Annotated in this window: 19 protein-coding genes; 17 read left to right on the top strand and 2 right to left on the bottom strand. The window is 49.4% G+C overall.

Going from position 1 to position 21,331, the window contains the following annotated elements; all coding sequences use genetic code 11:
- Window positions 1–3 precede the first annotated feature (3 nt).
- The 17 genes from DF182_RS01485 (at window position 4) to DF182_RS01405 (ending at window position 18,334) form a co-directional block, all read left to right on the top strand.
- The gene (locus tag DF182_RS01485) at window positions 4–936 is read left to right on the top strand and encodes a sirohydrochlorin chelatase (protein WP_113613923.1); all 933 of its coding nucleotides are present in this window, start codon (window positions 4–6) and stop codon (window positions 934–936) included.
- Window positions 933–1,646 carry a precorrin-2 C(20)-methyltransferase gene (cobI, locus tag DF182_RS01480; RefSeq protein ID WP_113613922.1) on the top strand — a complete coding sequence of 238 codons (714 nt, stop codon included), beginning with the start codon at window positions 933–935 and terminating at the stop codon, window positions 1,644–1,646. Before DF182_RS01485 ends, cobI begins: the two co-directional genes overlap by 4 nt.
- Window positions 1,637–3,010: a precorrin-3B C(17)-methyltransferase gene (cobJ, locus tag DF182_RS01475; protein ID WP_113613921.1), complete on the top strand. Its 1,374-nt coding sequence runs from the start codon at window positions 1,637–1,639 to the stop codon at window positions 3,008–3,010. Before cobI ends, cobJ begins: the two co-directional genes overlap by 10 nt.
- The gene (gene cbiE / locus DF182_RS01470) at window positions 3,010–4,206 is read left to right on the top strand and encodes a precorrin-6y C5,15-methyltransferase (decarboxylating) subunit CbiE (RefSeq protein WP_113613920.1); all 1,197 of its coding nucleotides are present in this window, start codon (window positions 3,010–3,012) and stop codon (window positions 4,204–4,206) included. The genes cobJ and cbiE overlap by 1 nt, the downstream gene beginning before the upstream one ends.
- Window positions 4,203–6,047, top strand: a complete 1,845-nt coding sequence (gene cobM / locus DF182_RS01465; protein ID WP_113613919.1) for a precorrin-4 C(11)-methyltransferase — start codon at window positions 4,203–4,205, stop codon at window positions 6,045–6,047. Before cbiE ends, cobM begins: the two co-directional genes overlap by 4 nt.
- Before the next feature lie 6 nt (window positions 6,048–6,053).
- A complete protein-coding gene (locus tag DF182_RS01460; protein ID WP_113613918.1) occupies window positions 6,054–6,812 on the top strand; it encodes a precorrin-6A/cobalt-precorrin-6A reductase in 759 nt (252 codons plus the stop codon).
- Window positions 6,809–7,897, top strand: a complete 1,089-nt coding sequence (locus tag DF182_RS01455) for a cobalt-precorrin-5B (C(1))-methyltransferase (RefSeq protein WP_113613917.1) — start codon at window positions 6,809–6,811, stop codon at window positions 7,895–7,897. Before DF182_RS01460 ends, DF182_RS01455 begins: the two co-directional genes overlap by 4 nt.
- A gap of 11 nt (window positions 7,898–7,908) precedes the next feature.
- Window positions 7,909–8,607 carry a hypothetical protein gene (locus DF182_RS01450; protein ID WP_113613916.1) on the top strand — a complete coding sequence of 233 codons (699 nt, stop codon included), beginning with the start codon at window positions 7,909–7,911 and terminating at the stop codon, window positions 8,605–8,607.
- A gap of 81 nt (window positions 8,608–8,688) precedes the next feature.
- The gene (locus DF182_RS01445) at window positions 8,689–9,330 is read left to right on the top strand and encodes a hypothetical protein (RefSeq protein WP_113613915.1); all 642 of its coding nucleotides are present in this window, start codon (window positions 8,689–8,691) and stop codon (window positions 9,328–9,330) included.
- The gene (locus tag DF182_RS01440; protein WP_113613914.1) at window positions 9,327–10,277 is read left to right on the top strand and encodes an ATP-binding protein; all 951 of its coding nucleotides are present in this window, start codon (window positions 9,327–9,329) and stop codon (window positions 10,275–10,277) included. Before DF182_RS01445 ends, DF182_RS01440 begins: the two co-directional genes overlap by 4 nt.
- 77 nt (window positions 10,278–10,354) lie before the next feature.
- Window positions 10,355–11,026, top strand: a complete 672-nt coding sequence (locus DF182_RS01435) for a vWA domain-containing protein (protein WP_113613913.1) — start codon at window positions 10,355–10,357, stop codon at window positions 11,024–11,026.
- A gap of 12 nt (window positions 11,027–11,038) precedes the next feature.
- Window positions 11,039–11,632, top strand: a complete 594-nt coding sequence (locus tag DF182_RS01430) for a cob(I)yrinic acid a,c-diamide adenosyltransferase (protein ID WP_113613912.1) — start codon at window positions 11,039–11,041, stop codon at window positions 11,630–11,632.
- Between the two features lie 34 nt (window positions 11,633–11,666).
- Window positions 11,667–12,695 (top strand): cobalamin biosynthesis protein CobW, encoded by a 1,029-nt coding sequence (gene cobW / locus DF182_RS01425; RefSeq protein ID WP_113613911.1) that lies wholly within the window; start codon window positions 11,667–11,669, stop codon window positions 12,693–12,695.
- A gap of 8 nt (window positions 12,696–12,703) precedes the next feature.
- Window positions 12,704–16,441 carry a cobaltochelatase subunit CobN gene (cobN, locus tag DF182_RS01420; RefSeq protein WP_113613910.1) on the top strand — a complete coding sequence of 1,246 codons (3,738 nt, stop codon included), beginning with the start codon at window positions 12,704–12,706 and terminating at the stop codon, window positions 16,439–16,441.
- Window positions 16,442–16,537: 96 nt separating this feature from the next.
- Entirely contained in the window at window positions 16,538–17,116 is a 579-nt protein-coding gene (locus tag DF182_RS01415) for a hypothetical protein (RefSeq protein WP_147243311.1), read from the top strand.
- Between the two features lie 407 nt (window positions 17,117–17,523).
- A complete protein-coding gene (locus tag DF182_RS01410) occupies window positions 17,524–17,835 on the top strand; it encodes a hypothetical protein (protein WP_113613908.1) in 312 nt (103 codons plus the stop codon).
- A gap of 199 nt (window positions 17,836–18,034) precedes the next feature.
- Window positions 18,035–18,334, top strand: coding sequence for a hypothetical protein (locus DF182_RS01405; RefSeq protein ID WP_147243310.1), 300 nt, complete (start codon window positions 18,035–18,037; stop codon window positions 18,332–18,334).
- A gap of 92 nt (window positions 18,335–18,426) precedes the next feature.
- Here DF182_RS01405 and DF182_RS01400 read toward each other — a convergent pair whose 3' ends face one another.
- Together DF182_RS01400 and DF182_RS01395 are read right to left on the bottom strand one after the other, a co-directional pair.
- The gene (locus DF182_RS01400) at window positions 18,427–19,116 is read right to left on the bottom strand and encodes a uracil-DNA glycosylase family protein (protein WP_113613906.1); all 690 of its coding nucleotides are present in this window, start codon (window positions 19,114–19,116) and stop codon (window positions 18,427–18,429) included.
- 63 nt (window positions 19,117–19,179) lie between these two features.
- Window positions 19,180–21,306 (bottom strand): hybrid sensor histidine kinase/response regulator, encoded by a 2,127-nt coding sequence (locus DF182_RS01395; protein ID WP_113613905.1) that lies wholly within the window; start codon window positions 21,304–21,306, stop codon window positions 19,180–19,182.
- Between the last annotated feature and the right edge of the window lie 25 nt (window positions 21,307–21,331).

Here is a 21,331-nt window from a genome sequence, read left to right as displayed (position 1 = left end):
CAGATGAAAAAAGGTATACTGATCTGCGGCCATGGCAGCAGAGATAAAGAAGGAGTGGAGCATTTCAAGGTGTTGGTCCGCAAGTTACAGGACCGCTACCCTGATGATGTCGTTGATTATGGTTTCCTGGAATTTGCCCATCCCGTATATGCGGCGGCGGTAGAGCGGATGTATCTGCAGGGGGTACGGCATATTATCGCGCTGCCGGCCATCCTTTTTGCTGGTGGGCATGCTAAAAATGATATACCGTATGAAATGAATTCGCTCCAGCAGCAGTATCCTGATCTGACCATCACCATGGCCAGACATCTTGGTATTAGCGCCCCTTTGCTGCAGTTGTCCCAGCTGTTGATAGAAGAGGCGGAAACTGCTATGAAGGCGGCAGACAAGGCGGATGCCTGTTTGTTGCTGGTAGGCCGGGGCACCAACGATCCCGATGCGAATAGCGATGTGGCCAAACTGGCCCGCATGCTGGGAGAAGGTATGGGCTTCGGATTTACAACCACTGCTTATATAGGAGTGACGCAACCGTTGCTGGCAGACATCTTGCCCATCCTTGAACATCTGCCTTTTAAAAGAGTGATCGTATTACCGGTTTTTCTCTTTACTGGTATACTGCTCAAGCGCATCTACAGTCAGGTAGCCGACTGGCAGGCTTCTTCCACCAAAGAATATCTGTGTACAGCATCTTTTGGCAGCCATGAGCTGCTGCTGCAAGCCATCGATGAACGCATACAGGAGGCACAGGCCGGTCATGGCAATATGAACTGCCAGCTTTGTAAATACCGCACACAGATTGTGGGTTTTGAAGAAGATATGGGCAAGGAACAAATTGGCCACCACCTCAATGTAAAAGGCATCCTTTTCGAAGAAGAGGAAAAACCAGGTGCTCAGAAAGGAATATTATCCACCGTCAAAAAAGTATTCGGCATTTGAACCGTACCGGAAAAATATATGCAGTATCGTTAGGCCCTGGTGATCCGGACCTGATCACACTCAAAGGCTGGAAAGCCCTGCAGCAGGCAGATAAAATCTATTATCCGGCCTCGCTGCAACAGGGACAGCCACGCAGTTACGCCAGGACCATCCTCGATCACTACCAGCTGGAAAATAAAACCTGGCAGCCTATGCTGCTCGAAATGTCGAACGACCGCAGTTATAACCTGCAGGTATATACGGAGACGGCCGCGCAAATGAAAACAGACGTGCAGCAAGGTTTGCAGGTCGCATTCGTCAGCGAAGGCGACATCTCCTTTTACAGCACTTTTATCTATCTCCTCGAACATATCCGTCGGGAAAATCTTCCCCTGGAAGTAATTGCAGGAGTACCTGCTTTTCTGTTGGCAGCGGCAGCTCACCAGCAACCGCTGGCATTGCTCCGCGAAAAAATCGCCATCATCCCGCTCCTCGAAAATGCTACGGTACTGGAAGAACACCTGCGCCGCTTTGAAACCATCGTGCTGATAAAAGTGCGGGGAGCCATGGCATATATTACACCATTCCTTGAGAACAGCCAGGCTACTATGTTGTACGGGGAGAAACTGGGCACTGCTGAGCAATATCTCGCTACTGGTATCGAAGAACTGCAGGAAAGAACGCTGCCTTATTTTTCATTGATCATTCTTAAAAGTAACATATGCAACTGAGCGTAATCGGTATTGGACCTGGTGCGAAAGAGTATATACTGCCGGTAGCGCAACAGGCACTGGCGGATGCTGATATTGTAATTGGCTATCATTATTATTTTCAGTTTGTGGCCCATCTGCTGAAGCCCGGTTGTGAATGCCTGGGCCGGGAACTCTCTGAAGAAGAGGCTCGTGCAGTATTGGCTGTTGAAAGCTGTGCCCCAGGAAAAAAAGTGGCGGTGATCAGCTCCGGTGATGCTGGTGTATATGCTATGGCATCACTGGTGTATGAATATGCTGCCCGTCACAGCAGAACAGATATTGATATGCAGACCATCCCCGGTATCAGCGCCTTCCAGGGCGCCGCTGCCAGGCTGGGAGCTCCCATAGGGCACGACTTCTGTTGCATCTCCCTCTCAGATCTGATGACGCCCTGGTCTACGATTGAACAGCGTATCACCGCTGCCGCCATGGGCGACTTCGTTACTTCCTTATACAACCCCCGCAGCAAGCAGCGCAACTGGCAGCTGTCGAGATTAAAAGAAATTTATTTGCAATACCGCCATCCGGAAACACCAGTGGCCATTGTAAGACAGGTGACGAGAGAAGAAGAAAATATTCATCTCACCACACTAGCTGAACTGGACGTTACGCTTGTAGACATGTTCAGCCTCGTGATGATTGGTAATTCACAAACCTTCCGGTTTAATAATTTCCTCATCACCCCGCGGGGCTACCTGGCCCGCAAACCGGTGACCGGCGAAGAAATACAGGTGGAGAGCTTCCGCCAGATCATGCAGCAGCTGAAAAGAGATGAGTTGTCACCGGCAGACCAGTGGGCTGTGATACGCTGTATCCACAGCACCGCCGACTTTGAATATGAACAGCTGTACTACAGCCGCGGTAATGCCATGGAAGCCTGGCATGACTATCTGCGTAGTGGCGGTACCGTTATTACCGATGTAACCATGGTGCAATCCGGTATTACCAGAGCATTTACCCAACAATACGGTGTTACTGTAAAATGTTATCTCAACGATGAAAGAGTACCGGCATTGGCTGCAGCGGAAAATCTCACCCGCAGTCAGGCTGGTATGCGCCTGGCCATACAGGAACACCCCGAGGCCTTGTTTGTAGTGGGCAACGCTCCTACAGCGCTGCTGGAAATATGTGATCAATGCCAGCAAGGTACTTGCCGCCCTGCTGGTATTGTAGCGGCGCCCGTGGGTTTTGTGAACGTCCTGGAGTCAAAACTGAAACTAAGGCTGGGAGCTACTGTGCCCGCCGTTATCATAGAAGGCCGCAAAGGCGGCAGCAACGTGGCGGCAGCGATTGTAAACGCTGCCTTCACCCTGGATACAATCACTGTTATGCATACACGCTGATGCCGGAAGAATATATCGTCATAGGAGTGGCCAATACAACAGCCAATGTCTGTTCACCGGAAGCGATGGAACTGCTTTCGCAGTATCAGCATTTTTCCGGTGGGGAACGTCATTACGCTCTGGTAAAGCACTTACTGCCGGTATCCCATCACTGGATTACCATCAAGGGTAACATGCCGGCACTTTTTGCGCAATACGAACAGGTGGCAGAACCGCTGGTGGTTTTTGCCAGCGGAGATCCTTTGTTTTACGGTATGGTCAACACCATCCGAAAATATGCAGTGGATGCTAACGTAAAGGTATATCCGCAGTTCAACAGCATACAACGGCTCTGCGCCAAAGCAGGCATCCCTTATGAACAGGTATGTAATGTATCGGTACATGGCCGTAGCTGGCAGGAGCTGGATGCCGCGCTGATCAGGGGACAGAGGCAAATAGCCATACTGACGGATCTGGCACGCACGCCGCAGGCCATCGCACAGCGGATGATGGAATACAGGTTTACACAGTATGATATGCTGGTGGGTGAAGATCTGGACGGAGTTGCAGAACAATTGTCCCGGGATACACTGGAGGTGATAGCCGGCCGCACTTTTCATCCGCTCAATTGTGTGTTGCTGCAACAGGTGGCTGTATCACAGCAACCCGGAATGGGGATAGAAGACAGCCGTTTTGAAGGGCTCCCCGGCAGACCCAATATGATTACCAAAAGAACGATCCGCCTCGCCAGTATTGCGCAGTTACAGCTGCAGCAGGCAACGGTTTGCTGGGATATCGGTTTCTGTACCGGCGCAGTGGCCATAGAGGCCAGGCGCCTGTATCCGCATCTGCAGGTGGTAGCCTTCGAAAAACGATCTGAATGTGAAGGGATCATCACCCGTAATATGAAACAGTTGTCTGCTCCCGGAATTGATATACACATGGGCGACTTTTATGAAGAGGACCATGCTGCTTTGCCGATACCTGATGCAGTGTTTATCGGAGGTCATGGCAACCGCCTGGATGAACTGATGCAGATAATAGATTCGTATATGCGTCCCGGTGGGAGAGTAGTAATAAACGCTGTGCTGGACACCAGCAGAGAACAGTTTGTGCATATGACGGAAAAACTTCAATGGCAACTGCTACCGGCAGAACAGATACAGGTAGGCGACCATAACCCTATCACGGTTTTAACAGCTATCAAACAAGCATGAAACAAACATCACATATTGCTATTATTGCCAGCACAGACAGAGCTTTAGTACTGGCAGGCACCATACGCCAATCCTTGCCCGATGTGGCCATATTCTCTACCCGCAAGGATATCCCGGCAGGTGTCATTTCCATTGACACGATCGGTAGTTTCCTGGAGGAGAATTTTAACCAATACAACGCATTCCTCTTTATCGGTGCGCTGGGTATCTGTGTACGCAGTATCGCACCTTATATCAAAGATAAAAATACTGATCCGGCGATCCTCAACATGGATGATCACGGTTATTTCGTACAGCCGGTACTGTCAGGTCATACTGGTGGTGCCAATACACTGGCGCGGCAGGTGGCGCATATCCTGGGTGCTCAGGCGGTGATTACTACCTCCAGTGATTTACAGGATATATGGGCGTTAGATACGCTTGGTAAACAATATGCCTGGAAAACGGCTGCCACAGCACCTTTGAATACAGTCATCTCCCTGTTTGTCAACAACCGCCCTACAGCCTTGTTGCTTGATGTGAAAGCGGAAGGAACTATATGGCTGGAGAAAACCAAACCGGATTTTGTTACCGTCTTTTACAATATCAACGATATTCCGCTGGAGCAGTTTGACTTGTTGATAGCTGTTACCTTCCGTAAGTATGCGGTTGCCATACCAGTGCTGCACTATCATCCGGCTGCTTTGCATATCGGGATGGGCTGCAGCCGGGATATTGAGGCAGACCTGCTGGAAGTCTCTGTGCTGGAGCAATTGCAGCAACAGGGCCTTGCCGCGGAAGCTGTTAAAAGCATCGCTTCCATTGATATCAAACATGATGAAAAAGCATTTATTGCTTTGGCAGATAAATGGCAAATACCTTTTTATACCTATACCGCCGCTGCGCTCAACGAGTGCGAGGTACCCAATCCATCGCCGGTAGTGAAAGATAAGCTGGACGTATACAGCGTATCCGAAGCCAGCGCACACCTGTCTTCCGGAAACGACGGCTGGCTGGTAGAAAAACAGAAAATTACCGTCAGCTCCGGAAAAAAACATACGATCGCTGTTGCCCTGGATGCCGCACTGGAGCGGCGTGCGCAGGTGGCCATTGTTGGTGCCGGCCCCGGTGATCCTGCATTGGTGGCAGTAAGAGGTAAAGAGTTGCTGGAAAGCGCAGACCTTATCCTCTACGCTGGCAGCCTGGTACCGGAAGAACTGACCCACTACGCCAAAGAGGGCGCTGTGGTGCGCAACTCCGCCAGCATGACACTGGAAGAGCAGATCAGTCTCATGGAAGAACATTATGCCAAAGGGCATCTGATCGTAAGGCTGCAATCCGGTGATCCGTCTATTTATGGCGCCATACAGGAGCAGATGACCATCTTCGACGAAAAAGGAATGGACTACTTTATTGTACCTGGCATTTCTTCTTTCCAGGCAGCAGCTGCGGTACTCAAATCGGAGTTTACTATTCCGGAAGTGGTACAAACCATTATCCTTACGCGCGGTGAAGGTAATACCCCTTTGCCGGAGCATGAGAAACTGCAGGAGATGGCGCGGCACAGAGCTACTATGTGTATCTTCCTGAGTGCCACCATCGCTAAAAACGTACAGGCGCAACTGTTAGAACACTATCCGCCGGAAACGCCGGTAGCGGTGTTATATCGCGTGACGTGGAAAGATGAACGGGTGTTTACCGGGCAACTGCAGGAACTGGCAGCTATCATACGGAGCAACAAACTGACACGTACCGCGCTCATCATCGTAGGGGCGGCCATCGGTGCACGGAAAAACAGATCACATCTTTATAATCCGGAATGGAAACACATCTTCCGTAATCAAAAAACAAAAAATCTTTAAATCAATATGGTCCTGGTGTTTGGAGGTACAACAGAAGGTAAACTGGTGCTGGCGGCTCTGGCGGCCGCCAGCCAACCCTGCTGGTATTCGTCAAAAATAAAAATTGACGTGTCACTTCCTGCTGGTGCGCAATATCGTTATGGTGCCTTTACACCGGAAGCACTGGAAGCTTTTTGTCTGGAGCATCATATCACCACGATCGTTCATGCCAGCCATCCTTTTGCGGCTCTGTTGCATGAAACGATTGGTATCGTTAGTCAACGTTTATCCATTCCTGTGATACGCTTCGAAAGACACTATCCGGAAACGCCCTTACACCCGCTGGTGAGATATGCCGACAGTTATGAAGACGTACTGTCGGCTATTCACCACGGTGGTTATGAGCCGGTATTGTCGCTCACCGGTGTACAAACCATCATCCGCTGGCGCCCTTATTGGGAGCAGAAGAAGATGTACTGCCGTATTCTGCCTAGAGATACTTCTGTGGCCATCGCAAGGGACTACGGATTCCCGGAAGAGCAACTGCTGTTATCCTTCCCTGGTAAAACGGTGGAGGAAGAACTGCAGGTGCTGAAGGAGACCGGTGTACAGGCTATTATCACCAAAGAAAGCGGAGAGAGTGGTTACCTGTCTGTGAAGATAGATACGGCCATAGCAGCAGGCATCCCCTTGTATATTATCCGGCGGCCCGCATTGCCACCGCATTTTATAAAAGTAGACACCGCCACTGATATGCTGAAACATATAATTCATACTGCATCATGAGTTTGAAACCGGTACCACAGGGAGATCTGCGCTGGGGGTATAGTACCGGTGCCTGTGCTACGGCCTGCACCAAAGCTGCTTTGCTGGTCTTGCTGGAACAGGATGAAGTGGCGTCGGTAACGATTGCGTTGCCCGACGGAGAAGAGGTGTTGTTTAAAATACATGCCTGCAGTTTTAACGGAACACAGGCCACCTGCGCTACTTATAAAGACAGTGGAGATGATCCTGATGTGACCAATGGTGCAGAGATAGCCGTTACCGTTAGTTTCGGAGGTCCGCAGCCGGTCAGTTTTTTACCGGGAGAAGGTGTAGGCATTGTTACATTGCCCGGCTTGTCTGTCCCGGTAGGTGAGCCGGCCATCAATCCAGTACCCCGCAGCATGATGGCCGGAGTAGTGAATGATATCTGCGAAAGATATCAGGTTGACAGAAATATTAGCATCAGCGTAAGTGTATCCAATGGTGCCGTGCTGGCGGAAAAAACGTTGAATGCACGGCTTGGGATCGTGGGTGGGATTTCCATACTGGGAACTACAGGGAGAGTAAAACCTTTTTCTGCAGCGGCTTATATCGCTAGTATCGAACAAGGAATAGATGTGGCGCTGGCCAACGGATTACAGACGGTGGTCGTCAATTCCGGCGGCCGTAGCGAAAAGATACTCCGAAACCTATACCCGCAGCTGCCTGCCATGGCTTTTGTGCAGTATGGCAACTGGATAGGGGAGACATTGGCCAAGATCAACACTACACCGCTACATTCCTTTACCATCGGCATGATGCTGGGAAAGGCGGTGAAACTGGCCGCAGGATCGCTGAATACACATAGCAACCAGTCATCCTGGGATAAGGATTTTGTGGCGCAGCTGGCCGCATCGGCAGGATATCCTCCTGAAAAATGCGAAGCCATCCGCCAGCTTAATATGGCCCGTGGTCTGACGGAACTGTTTCCCTTTCAGGAATCAGAACCATTTTATCCGGCCCTGGCAGCCCGGTGCCGGCGCGTATTACAGGCTGCACTGCGCCCTGTGGATTTTGAAATTGTATTGATAGATGCAACAGATAAGTATCTGTTGTATGTGAACTAAAAATAGACATTATGTATCCGTTACTGTTAGACTCATTGTTATTAGGTGTACAGCATTCTTTTGAACCAGACCATATGGCCGCTGTGTCGGTACTGGCCTCTGAGAAAAACAGGAGGGGGTCTGGTATTGGCCGGCTGGTATGGCGTTCATCACAATGGGCGCTGGGGCATTCTGCGACACTGGTGCTGTTCAGCGCTTTTGCCTTGCTGTTGAAATCGGCGATTCCCTTTAATCTGTCTGCCTGGGCAGAGATAGCAGTAGGCCCTATCATGATATGGCTTGGATGGTCGGCGATACGCCGTAACCATCAGCTCCGGGAGATGATGGCGGAACACAAAAAATTTGAGGAACACGAACACCTGACCAATGCCTTGCATATTCACGGCAGGCAGGGAGAAGAAATAGCTATGAACCCGCTGAGCAGGTCTTTCTGGGTAGGGATGCTGCATGGACTGGCCGGCACCGGCGGCGCATGCGCGGTAGCGCTCACCCTCGCAGCTACAGATACCCGCACTGCCGTATGGATCATCGTACTGCAAAGTGTAGGTATTATCATCGCTATGACGACCTACAGCTGTGTATTAGCTTTCTCTATGTCGCGGTTTATCGAAAGAAACCAGATCGCTTTTAAAGTGATCAACGCCGTGGTCGGTGTATTCTCCATTATGATCGGCCTGTTATGGATCTATAATGCCATCACAGAATGGTGATATCATTCGTCATCTTATAAATACCACTAATCTAGCCCAGGACTTTAGTCCTGGGAATTGATAATTCGTAATTGATTTCACATGCTCGTTCCTTTATTTGTAGACTCATTTCTGCTGGGCATCCAGCATTCTTTTGAGCCGGACCATGTGGCGGCAGTATCTGTACTGGCTACAGGTGATAATCAGCAGCAGCGGATGCGCCAGCTGATGTGGCGTTCCTCTCAGTGGGCTTTGGGGCATTCGTTGACGTTAGTCATATTTGGTGTCTTCATCCTCATTCTGAAATCCGCATTATCCCTGCATATCGCGGGGTATGTGGAGTTTCTGATAGGCCCGGTGATGATATGGCTGGGCATTACCGCCTACCGGCGCAATTTTGTGGCCAGACAGCATACGCATGTACATGTTCCAACTGGTAGTGTATTAAGTCGCTCTTTCTGGATCGGTATGTTACACGGACTGGCAGGTACCGGTGGCGCCTGTACGCTGGCATTTACGCTGGCTGCCAGTGATGCTTATGCAGCCGTTGGTATCCTGATACTGCAAAGCATCGGCATCATCGTGGCAATGACGGGTTACAGCTGCCTGTTTGCCTTGTCTGTACGCCGCTTCTCCGGAAAGTGGAAACCTTCGGTGAAAGGTATCAATTACGCAGTGGGGACTTTCTCTATTGTGATAGGAGTGTTTTGTTTATATGAATCATTTAAGGAATTTCTGCCATGAAACCATATTATCCGTTTACGGCCATCTGTGGACAAGACCAGTTTAAACTGGCGCTGCTGCTCACCACCATCGATCCTTCCCTGGGTGGTGTGCTGGTGATGGGAGATAAAGGCACCGGTAAAACGACTACCGTAAGGGCATTGGCCAGTTTATTACATAATGGCGTACAGCCGTTCCCGTTTGTGAATCTGCCGGTAGGTGCTACCGAAGATCGTGTGTTGGGCAGTGTAGACCTGGAAGTATTGATCAATGAAAAAAGGGAACAGGTAAGGAAAGGCTTGCTGGCAGCCGCTCACGGAGGTATTTTGTATATCGATGAAGTGAATCTGCTCAATGATTATATCATGGATGTGCTGCTGGATGCTTCTTCCAGCGGAGGGTATTATCTGGAGAGGGATGGGCTTTCTGCCTGGCAGGACAGCCGCTTTATTCTCATCGGTACCATGAACCCGGAAGAAGGGGAGCTGCGTCCGCAGTTGCTGGATCGTTTCGGTTTATGCGTTACCGTTAGTACGCCTATTGATAAGGTACAACGTGCTACGATTATGCAGCGCCGCCTGGCTTTTGATGCCCGTCCACAGGAGTTTGTACATGCTTTCGCAGAAACAGAACGGGAGATGAACAGGGCTGTTAATCTGGCCCGCACCTTACTCGACCAGGTGTATGTTTCAGAAGATACCTATCTGGAAGTGGCAGACCTCTGTCTGGAACATCAGGCAGAAGGTATGCGCGCGGATATCCTGATTATAAAAGCGGCGAGGGCTTATGCAGCCTTCGGTAACCGGTTGGCAGTCACCAGCGCCGATGTGCATCATGTGGCGCCGCTGGTACTGGCGCATCGCAGCAAACAACGCAACCAGCCACCACGTTCACAACAACGTCAGCGGGAGCATGCGCCTTCGCCGGATAGGGGGGAATATCACACGGAAAGCAGCAGGAATCTATAGATAAAAAGTCTCAGCCATTACAGGATTATCTTTTCCAGGCTGCATCGGCAACCGCTAAAATTCCGGTGAAAACGGGCATGCAAGGTGCTCGGAAAGGAACCATCGCACGGGTGCCGCTGGCCTCCCATCAGCTCTTGTCCCGCTCCGCAGGCCATCAGCAGGAAAACGATCTGCTGGCTACTGTAAAACATTACCTGGTGCATCAGACCTGTGTAATCAAAAAAAGGCCGGTACAACAAAAAACGGCTTTACGTTTATTCGTCCTGGTAGACAGCAGCGCCTCCATGGCTGCCGACCGGCAGATAAGCCTGGTAAAAGGACTGATCACCGATATGTTGTTCCGATATCGTCAGCAACGTCCGCAGGTGAGTGTTATAGCGCTGGCACAGGGAACAGCTTCCGTGATTATACCTTTTACTACACAGCTGTCGCAGATCAACGAAGCGCTGGCCTCTTTGCGGACCGGTGGTAAAACCAACCTGGCAGCAGGTTTCCGGCAGATGGCCCAAATGATAAGGCCGAATGGGGACTATCAGCTCTATCTGTTCACCGACGGACGGGTCAATGCGGGTACCACGAATCAACCCTTTGAGGAGGCAGTAACCATTTTCCGCGAACAGCTCCGCCGTCACTGTAAACACACCAGTATCATCAATACCGAAACCGGATATCCGCGTCTCAATATGGCCGTCACATTGGCGGAAAAGCTGGGCTGCAAAGTATTCGGGCCGGAAATTTATTCAGCTTAAATTATTCATCACATGAAAATTTATACAAAAAAGGGAGATCAGGGTACCACAGCACTCTTCGGTGGTAAAAGAGTGTTCAAGGATGATACCCGCGTCAATTGCTACGGTACGCTCGATGAGGTCAATTCCACGATTGGCCTGCTCCGCGCCAAACTAAGCACAGATCACCCCTGGCAGCCCAATCTGCACCGTATCCAGAAAGATATGATGGACATGATGTCTCACCTGGCACGCCCATCCGACTGCAAAAAGGAAAACCCCAATCCTAAACCGGTTGATGGCGCCGCTTTCTGCGAACAGTGGATTGATGAGCTGGAAGCAGGTATCACCACGGCTTCAGATTATTTTCTGTTGCCAGGTGGTAATGAAATCTCCGCTCTCTGTCATGTGGTGCGTACCCAGATGCGTCGCGGAGAACGGCTGTTGGTATCGCTGATGAAAGAAGATACAATAGAAGATTATATCCCTGCTTATATCAACCGTCTGTCTGACCTGTTCTTTATTCTCGCCCGCGCAGAAATGGACAAAGCAGGTGTGGCAGAGGAGAAATGGCAGTTGTTCCTCTATAAAAGAAAAAAAACAGATCCATCCATCATCAAAGAATAGCGAAATCCCAGAATCAAAATCAAAAAATTAAAAAATGAAAAAGGTTCCAGTTACCATCGTTACCGGTTTTCTCGGCTCAGGGAAAACCACGCTGATCAGCCATCTCCTGCGTAATAACCAGGGCCGTCGTCTTGCTGTGGTAGTCAATGAATTTGGCGCCATGGGCATAGACGGAGAGCTGATCAAATCATGTTGCGAAAATGAAGAAGACATCGTAGAGCTGAATAACGGCTGCCTGTGCTGTACGGTGCAGGAAGAGTTTCTGCCCGTTATGCTCGAACTGATGGAGCGTAAGGAAAATATTGATCATATCATCATCGAAACATCCGGGCTGGCCCTGCCCAAACCGTTATTACACGCCTTCAACTGGCCCGACCTGAAACCACAGATCACCGTTGATGCCGTAGTAACTGTGGTAGATGCTGTAGGACAGGCCACCGGCGAAATCTGCAACCGGGAACTGGTACAGGCACAACGCCTGTCGGATGACAGCCTGGACCATGAAACACCTATTGAGGAGTTATTTGAAGACCAGCTGTCCTGCGCGGACCTCGTAGTGATGACCAAGTCTGATCTCCTGTCTGCAGAAGCTTTTGAACAGGTGAAAGGAATCGTGAGTAATCAACTGCGTACAGGCGTTAAAGTGATCACAGCCTCCAAAGGTCAGGCTGATCCTGGCGTTTTACTGGGCATCGGTGCTGCTGCCGAGGATGATCTGGACAACCGCCATTCCCATCACGAAGAAGATCATGCCAATGGCCACGATCACCATCATCATGATGAAGATATCCAGTCTTTTGTGGTTGATATAACGGTACCGCATACACCGGAATCACTCACTGAAAAATGTATCGCGCTGGTAGGTCAGCATGAAATCTATCGTATCAAAGGTTTCATTGATGTACCCGGAAAGCCGATGCGCATGGTGTTACAGGGTGTATCCCAGCGTTTTGAACACTACTTCGATCGCCCCTGGAAAGCTAGCGAAGAGAGAAAGACCGCATTGGTAGTGATTGGCCATGATCTTGACGAAGCAGCGATTACACAATCTTTAAACAACTAAAATATTTTATGCACCTGATCGCAACGATTCCCGGAGGCTGGAACCCTAATAACGACGGCGTTTTTATGGTGGAACAACAGCCTGGTGACATAGTCTTTCTTTCGTCCGCAGATACAGAGATTCATGCGCTGAATACAGCCTGGCATGCGCTATACGCAGCGGGTAATCCATTGCCCTCCCTGCGTATGGCTAATCTCGTGTTTCTGCGGCAGGAACTGTCTATCGATCATTACGTGGAAAATGTGGTCAGGCATGCAAAACTGGTGGTGTGCCGGCTGTTGGGCGGCAAAGGATATTACAGTTATCTGGTGGAAACACTCCGGCATTACTGCGGGCAGTGGAATATTCCGGTACTGTTTCTGCCCGGATACGATGCGCCGGACCTCGAGCTGATGGAAGCTTCTACTGCACCTATAACGGTAACGGATAGGGTATGGAAGTATTTTTCTGCGGGCGGTCCCCGGAACCTGCAGTATTGCCTGCAATATCTCTGGAGTTGTTTTCTGGAGATGCCAGCCGAAGTGCCACCACCTGTGTCTCTGCCAGATATTTTCATTGCCCTGCCGGGCAATGATATCACGGATAGAAATGCTTTCAGCATGAAGGCTGACACAAGGCTTCCGCTGGTGCCCATCGTTATTTACCGGACTCACTATGTGGCTGGTAACACCGCGCCGGTGGAGGTGTTGTGTGAGATGTTGCAACAGCGTGGGTTACAGCCCATGCCGGTATATGTGTCCAACCTCCGTGATGCAGCTGTGCTGGAAGTATTATACCGTTTCCTGACAGATGAGGGGGCGGTATCACCGGCTGTAATGCTCAATACCACCAGCTTTTCCACCAAATCGCTGGATGACAATGAAGCGGAAGATACGTTCATTTATTCACGATTAGGCGTGCCTGTTATACAGGCTGTTTTTGCTTCCTGCACAAAAGAACAGTGGGAAGCTGGCCTGTTTGGATTACCGCCTACAGATGTGGCGATCAATATAGCCCTTCCGGAAATGGATGGACGTATTATCGGCACAGCTGTATCGTTTAAGTCAGATAACGGTAAGGACCCGCTCACTGATTCCAGTACGGTATCTTATCAGGCTTATGAGCCAGGATGCGACAGGGTAGTGGAGATGGCGTTGCACTGGGTGAAGCTGCAACAGCTGAACAATGCTGCTAAAAAGGTGGCGCTCATCATGCCCAACTATCCCAATAAAGACAGCCGGCTGGCCAACGGGGTGGGGCTGGACACACCAGCCAGTGTGGTGGCTATCCTGCATGCCTTAAAAGAGGCAGGTTATGCAACAGGCACTTACATGCCGGCAGACAGCGCCGCACTGATGGAACTGCTGACGCATTACATCACCAACGATACCGCTACTTTTTATACCCGTCCTTATCAGGTTTTTCTGGAGGAAGCTGTGTTTTTCGACTGGTACCGGCATTTATCACCTGCCTTGCGTGAAAAGGTAGAACAACAGTGGGGTAATCCTGAAGACGCAGCAAGCTATACAGAAGGACGTTTTGCGCTGCCGGGCTGCATGCTGGGCAATATTTTTGTGAGCATACAGCCGGCACGTGGTTATAACAGTGATCCCAAAAGTATTTATCATAGTCCCGATCTGCCGCCGACCTTCGATTACCTGGCTTTTTACTGCTGGCTGCATCACCAGTTCAAAGCAGATGCAGTGGTACATACCGGCAAACATGGCAATCTGGAATGGCTGCCGGGAAAAAGTGTGGCATTGGGCACAGACAGCTGTTTCCCCGCCGCCCTGTTCCCTGTGTTACCTCATTTTTACCCCTTTATCGTCAACGATCCCGGCGAGGGTACACAGGCCAAACGCCGCAATCATGCCGTGATCATCGACCACCTGGTGCCGCCAATGGCAAGGGCTGAAAATTATGGTACACTCATCAAACTGGAACAGCTGGTGGACGAGTATTACGAAGCTGCCAGTCTGGATGCGCGCCGGGCCACGCTGATACGTACCAGCATCCGCAATCTGGTCAAACAGGAACATCTGCTGGAAGACCTGCAAACAGATGGTCGTGATATCGATGAGCTGTTACTGAAGCTGGACGCCTATCTCTGTGAACTGAAAGAATCACAGATCCGTGATGGCCTGCATATCTTTGGCCGCCCTCCTGCAGGTGAACAGCTGCATAGCTTGCTGGTGGCCCTGCACCGCCTGCCTGGTTATGGCTGGCCGGGTATTACCCAGGCTATAGCCCGGGATATGCAGTTGGCATTTGATCCGCTTAATTGCGATTATGCGGCACCGTTAGCCCTGGAAGGTACCACCTGTCGCACTACCGGTGATGTAGTGGAACACCTGGAAAAAACGGCCCTTAGTTATATGGAAAGTTTAACTGCAGGAGTTATGCCCGCCGCCGGACCAGCCACTACGGCCGTACTTACACGGATACAACAGGATACACTACCCCGGGTAATGGCTACTACAGATGAAATAACCCATTTGCTGAAAGGGCTGTCTGGTGGATATGTACCTTCGGGAGCCTCAGGAGCACCTACCCGCGGGAGGGTTGGCATATTGCCTACAGGTCGCAACTTTTACTCTGTGGATGTACGCAGCATCCCTACAGAAACGGCCTGGCAGCTTGGACAAAAGAGCGCCCGCCTGCTGATAGACCGTTACCTGCAGGAACATGGAGAGTATCCCCGCAGCATAGGACTGTCGGTATGGGGCACGGCTACCATGCGTACCGGCGGTGATGATCTGGCACAGGCTTTTGCGCTGATGGGCGTAAAACCCAAATGGCAAGCCGAAAGCCGTCGGGTAACAGATTTTGAAGTGATATCCCTCATAGAGCTGAGAAGACCGCGTATCGATGTTACTTTGCGTATCTCCGGCTTCTTCCGCGATGCGTTCCCGGATATGATCTCTCTCTTTAATGCGGTCGTGGCAAAGCTCATCACACTGGATGAATCGCCGGAAGACAATCCTATCCGCGCCCGTTATCTGCAGGAAAAAAATACCTGGGAACAAAAAGGACTCTCCGTTGAAAAAGCCGCGGAATGGGCGTCTTACCGTGTATTCGGCTCCAAGCCCGGAGCCTACGGTGCCGGTCTGCAGGCTTTGATCGATGAAAAAAACTGGACTACCCGGGAAGACCTGGCACTGGTATATATGAACTGGAGTGCCTACGCCTACCATGGGCGGCAGCAGGGTGTATCGGCCTATGAAGCATTCCGCAACCGCCTGTCCAATATCCAGGTGGTGATGCACAACCAGGACAACCGTGAGCATGATATCCTCGACTCCGACGATTATTACCAGTTTCACGGAGGAATGGCTAACGCAGTGGAGCAGGTGACGGGCACGCAGCCCATTATGTATTTCGGTGATCACTCCAGGCCCGAAAATCCGCGTGTTAAATCCCTTCGGGAAGAATTGCTGAAAGTATACCGCTCCCGTGTGATCAATGAAAAATGGATGGCTGGTATGCGCCGCCATGGCTATAAGGGCGCCTTCGAAATGGCCGCCACCATGGATTATCTTTTCGCATATAGTGCTACCACCGGCCTGATTGATGATTTTATGTATGAGGGAATCACCAATGCCTATCTGCTGAACGAGACCAACCGCGAGTTCCTTCAACAGTCAAATCCCCATGCACTGCAGGATATGAGCAGCCGTATGCTGGAGGCCATCCAGCGGGGCCTCTGGAAAGAACCTTCCGCAGAAATCAAAGAACAACTCATGCAATTATTACTGGAGCAGGAATAAAATGAGTACCTTGGCGGGATGAAAAATGCCCTGTATCTGCTATTCCTATGCCTTGCTGTGCATTGTAGCACAGCTCCTGTTATAAAACAGCAGCCGTTGCCTACTGATAGTCTGGCAGCCATACCGGTTAATGATGCCGATCAGCTGGTATATTCAAGGAACGGGGTAGTACTGACGGCCATGATGGCTGGTGAAGACAGAATACAACTTGAATATAAAACCCGCAGGGACACTTCCATCCAACGTTTTTCATTTCCTTATTTGTTATATACCGGTGTGGCTTTCCCGCATCAAGGTATTGCCATATTAAATGACAACGCTTATAGTACTGCATCCTGCTATATGATAGGAGACAGTATATTGTTATTGCCTCTCATCAACCATATTCCCAACGGCTTGTCTTTGTATGTGATCAATTTGCATACACGGCAGATATTGGCAGATGACTACCGTACCGGGTTACCACAGGTATGGATAAACGCGCAGAACAATACCTTTATGATCGCAGACAGTCGTCAGCTGTATAATGACAGCAGTTATGTTTACCCGCTGTATGCCTGTGCTATCAAAGAAAATGTAGTGGAAAAGAACTACAGCAGCAATATCAGCTTTCCCCTGGCGGCAGATGCAGAAGTAGCCAAAACAATCAAAGTAGCCCGAAAAGTCCTCCAATAGACAATAAGATGGCATCATGGTTTAAAACGATATTCCGCTGCGGTATAATAGCGGGTTTTCCCTTGTTCGTGGTAGTGGTGATGACAAGTGGTTTTCAGGACCCCATACCACTTATGGAGAATTGGTGGACCGGTGCTTCATTGATTGGTAGTGGCTTTTTTTACGGAATGATAGCGCCTTTTTGTTATCGTAAATATCCGTCTGTTTTTAAATGGTTGTTATGGGTAGGATTCCTTAGTTTATCGTTTGGGGTGTTGTTCTTTGCTTTCGTTTACCCATTTAGGTTATATTTGTAAGTCCTTTACCATGGCTTTTTTGATAGGTATTTTATCTGTGTGATCGGATTTGTGTCAGATGACGGTTGGTGTTAAAAGATGCATTAATTTTAGCGAATAAACTTAAATTTTATGCACGTAGAAACACTTAAAATTTTGGCCAGAATTGATGCTCTGGATGAAAAATTCGACCGTAGAATAACTGCGTTGGAATCACAGATGACAGTAGTCAAAGAATGTATTCTGCTACTGGATACAAAGGTAGATACCCTGGAAACCAGGATGGAATCTGGATTCCGGGAGATAGATCTAAAGTTCAATGTTATGGATCTGCGCTTCGAAGCAGTAAGCCATACGCTTGCTGTGATCCAAAACGACATGGACGGAATTGCGAAATTGGTACCTTTCCGCACACATTCGGTACAGCCGCTAAGTCGTGATTAACAAATCGTAGCTGACTCAATCTTCATATGGCGTTCAAAACAGAGCTCTGACCGTTTGTCGGCTGGGGCTTTTTTATTTTTTACCATTGCCCCTTTTTTAACAAATTTTTTTCGTACGAAAACGTTATATTGTATAGCTGTTTAAATGCCAACGACAGCAATTCTATTGATTACCAAAAACATCTAAACCCAACGTAGCTGTGAACCTGCTATTCATAGGCGTTATAGCCTTATCCCTATGGTTGGTGTACCTTCAGTACAAGAGTTACACCCGTAAAAGAAGCCGTATGCTGATGCCGGTACGGCCTGCCAATATCCTGAAAATCAACAGTTATACCTCATTCGGTATTATGGCCACCATCAAGTTCAAAGATGAGGCTTCTCCTCAGCTGGGAGAACGTGTACAGAAAGAAGGTGATCTGTACAAGATCACCGGTGTAATTCCAGGTGCCGCCAGCGAACACGATGGCATATGGGACTGCCGCCTCGAAAAACTGTGATGAATACTGATATTGCTGATTCTCCTGATGAGCGGAGATCAGTGCGAATTGTCGTAAACTAGATTGCCTTAAAAAATTATCAGGTGTATCAGTTACATCATATTCATCACAGTCAGGTATTTGTCAATATACAAATCCTTCGTTTTGGCCTTGTATTGCATCACAAATCTCGGATGTTCCAATGGAATGATCTTTTTGAAGAACTGTTCTTTTTTGTTCAGGGCTTCAAAGAAGGCCGCGTTTTTGCCAGTGCCCATCACATAACAAATATCCTTGTCTAAATTCCAGGCAAGCTGTGTGCGGATACTTTCTACGATAAAGGAGTATACGGCTTTGGTGAGGGCGCTGCTGTCGTAGTAGTTGTAATTGATTTCCTTACCACCAGGTTGCTCCAGGGTAAAGCCAAGCGGGCATACAGAGGTGAAGTAGAATTTTTTGTAGAACTTTTTTACGCCACCATAGGCATCAATCACATCATAGATGAACACAGAGGAAGGTTCATGGGTTTTAAACCCTTCTATGGTGATGCCACATTGGTCGTACATTCGTTTGGTATCGGTGAAGGGTACACCGGTGCTGCCTGAACCCAGGCGGCCGGGATTGATACCAAAAATGGCTCTGCGCTGTCCCTTGTCGTCATAGAACTTTTTATAAAACTGTTCCATCACGCCGAGGATTTCAGGGTTATCCCGGAAAGGATTCATGATCCGAATCCCTTTAGGCAGGTGGCCTTTAAATACAATATGCTTATTAAATTCGATGATATGGTCTGCAAAAGTCATCTTCCAAGATACTGAATCTCTCAAAAACTCCTCAAACAAAAACAAAATCCTTCAAACAAAAATCTATATCACAGTTAGCCCGTGGGCACTGATTTTCTCAAGAATATCTTCTTCTCTGTAAGGTTTCATGATATAATCATTCAACCCGCAGTTCATATAGAGGGATATATCTTCATCCATAACGTTGCCGGTGATGGCGATGATCGTAATAGCGGCTTTTTGCTTATCGGGGAGTTGCCGGATCTTTTGGGTAAAAGCGATACCATCCATACCAGGCAGATCGATGTCGGTGAGGATCATATCAAAAGATTCGCGGGCGTATATCTCCAGCGCTTCTTCTGCGGTGCCGGTGATGGAGTAGGATACCTGAAGCCTGTCCAGCAGCAATGCCAGCAGCTTTTGGTTCAGCACACTGTCTTCTACTACCAGCAGCCTGACATTGGCCGGAGGTGCTGTGGTTTGGGAAGGTGTATTCACGGGCATGGTAATTTTAACGGTACCGGGTGTCTGAACAACAGCGGGGTACCTGATTTCGAAATAGAAGGTGGAACCTTTTCCGGGTGTACTTTTTACATCTATTTTCCCGTCATGCAGGTCTATGATTTTTTTTGCAATATGTAGTCCCAGTCCGCTGCCTTTGGAAATACCGTTGCGGCCCTGGGTAAAGGCATCGAATATTTTGGGTAGTTCATTCGGTGGGATACCGGCGCCGGTATCTTTTACCGATACCTGCAACAACTCTCCGTCGCGCAGATGGGCGGTGACTGTCACCTCGCCTTTGCTGGTATATTTGATGGCGTTGGCGATAAGGTTCATCAGTACCTGTTTAAGCCGGAAAACATCGCCGTATACCTGTTGGGAAGTAGGGAAAAAGATGTTGGACTGCAGTTGAAGCGACTTTATACCGGCCTGTACCTGCAAACTGGTACAGATTTCTTCTATGGCTGTACGTGGAGAAAACTTCTCCTGTTTTAATAAAGGTCTGCCTCCTTCCATTTGCGTATAGTCGAGTACGTTATTAACGACAGACAGTAGCATTTCGGCGGAGTTACGGATGGCGGAAGCGGTTTCTCCGGGTTGTTCCCTTTCCAGCTGGCTGGTGTATCCCAACACAGAGTGGATAGGGGTGCGGATTTCATGGCTCATGGTGGTCACGAACTCGCTTTTCTGCCGGGCATATTTCTCCGCTTGTTGTTTGGAGCGGAGCAGGTCCAGATCATATTTATACAGGCGGATGATGCCGTATATGATGATCGCGGAGAGCAGCAGCAACAGCGGTATTTCCCAGTAGGTGTGTTTATCCATACGGTACAGGGAGTGACCGATATCCTGGCTCAGCAGCCAGCGTTTTTTATCGGTTTCCGCTACCATGTTCTGCCGGAGATTGGCCAGCACCTGCTGGAGGACGTTAAAGAGGCGCTGGTTGGCCATCACCAGTGCGTACTCCTTCCGGTTCATATTGGCATGGCTCTGGGCGGCGTCCCGCATAAACTGCTGATAGGTGTGTTGCAGTTTTTTCAGTGCCTCGTCATTTAATACGCTGACTTGTTCACGGGTGTCATCTGCAGCACGTTTGATCACCTTTACCTCCTGGTTCTTCTCGTGAGCGCGCGACTTATTGGAGATGGCATCCTTTATCCTTCCGAAAAGTTTTTTCTTCGGTTGGGCAGCGGCAGAGGTGGAGCTGATGATGGTATCTATCTGTTCACGCCGCGGCAGTTTAATTTTTTTGAGCTCCTGTATCACTGGAGGGGCAGCTGTGGTATCCCATTGCTGGGAGAGCTGCAGCAGGGAGTCTACATACAGGCGGGTATGAAGGAACAGCTGGGTTTTTTCTTCTTTGTCACTCAACAGACGATGTACCTGCTGCTGTTTGCTGACGGTGCCGATGGCGGTGTCGATATGGGCGCTGACAGCTTCCAGGGAAGCTACGTAGGAATGCAGGTATGCCGGATCGTAAGTGAGTGTATAGAAACGGAAATCGTTATCTGCAGAATACAATAACTGTACAGCCTTGTCTATATGGCCAGCATCGGTTTTGGTAGCTACCAGGTCTCTTACGCCTGCACTTAACTGATCAGCTGCTCGTTTCCGCAAAAAAATGATCATAAAGAAGGTAACCAGAATGATCACCATCAGAATGACTACCGCAAACCGGAAAAAACTTTTTCTTTCGTGGGCGTTATACATTATAGCATCGATTGGAAGTTGGCAC

It is taken from the genome of Chitinophaga flava (genome assembly GCF_003308995.1).
In the GTDB taxonomy this organism is placed as follows: Bacteria; Bacteroidota; Bacteroidia; order Chitinophagales; family Chitinophagaceae; genus Chitinophaga; species Chitinophaga flava.
Note: the sequence above shows the minus strand (reverse complement) of the source record. Positions and strands in the feature narration are given on the sequence as shown.

Excerpts from the sequence above, each read along its gene's own strand:
- DF182_RS01485 (WP_113613923.1), top strand. The coding sequence starts at position 4 with ATGAAAAAAGGTATACTGATCTGCGGCCATGGCAGCAGAGATAAAGAA.
- cobJ (WP_113613921.1), top strand. The coding sequence starts at position 1,637 with ATGCAACTGAGCGTAATCGGTATTGGACCTGGTGCGAAAGAGTATATA.
- cbiE (WP_113613920.1), top strand. The coding sequence starts at position 3,010 with ATGCCGGAAGAATATATCGTCATAGGAGTGGCCAATACAACAGCCAAT.
- cobM (WP_113613919.1), top strand. The coding sequence starts at position 4,203 with ATGAAACAAACATCACATATTGCTATTATTGCCAGCACAGACAGAGCT.
- DF182_RS01460 (WP_113613918.1), top strand. The coding sequence starts at position 6,054 with ATGGTCCTGGTGTTTGGAGGTACAACAGAAGGTAAACTGGTGCTGGCG.
- DF182_RS01455 (WP_113613917.1), top strand. The coding sequence starts at position 6,809 with ATGAGTTTGAAACCGGTACCACAGGGAGATCTGCGCTGGGGGTATAGT.
- DF182_RS01450 (WP_113613916.1), top strand. The coding sequence starts at position 7,909 with ATGTATCCGTTACTGTTAGACTCATTGTTATTAGGTGTACAGCATTCT.
- DF182_RS01445 (WP_113613915.1), top strand. The coding sequence starts at position 8,689 with ATGCTCGTTCCTTTATTTGTAGACTCATTTCTGCTGGGCATCCAGCAT.
- DF182_RS01440 (WP_113613914.1), top strand. The coding sequence starts at position 9,327 with ATGAAACCATATTATCCGTTTACGGCCATCTGTGGACAAGACCAGTTT.
- DF182_RS01435 (WP_113613913.1), top strand. The coding sequence starts at position 10,355 with ATGCAAGGTGCTCGGAAAGGAACCATCGCACGGGTGCCGCTGGCCTCC.
- DF182_RS01430 (WP_113613912.1), top strand. The coding sequence starts at position 11,039 with ATGAAAATTTATACAAAAAAGGGAGATCAGGGTACCACAGCACTCTTC.
- cobW (WP_113613911.1), top strand. The coding sequence starts at position 11,667 with ATGAAAAAGGTTCCAGTTACCATCGTTACCGGTTTTCTCGGCTCAGGG.
- cobN (WP_113613910.1), top strand. The coding sequence starts at position 12,704 with ATGCACCTGATCGCAACGATTCCCGGAGGCTGGAACCCTAATAACGAC.
- DF182_RS01410 (WP_113613908.1), top strand. The coding sequence starts at position 17,524 with ATGCACGTAGAAACACTTAAAATTTTGGCCAGAATTGATGCTCTGGAT.
- DF182_RS01400 (WP_113613906.1), bottom strand. The coding sequence starts at position 19,116 with ATGACTTTTGCAGACCATATCATCGAATTTAATAAGCATATTGTATTT.
- DF182_RS01395 (WP_113613905.1), bottom strand. The coding sequence starts at position 21,306 with ATGTATAACGCCCACGAAAGAAAAAGTTTTTTCCGGTTTGCGGTAGTC.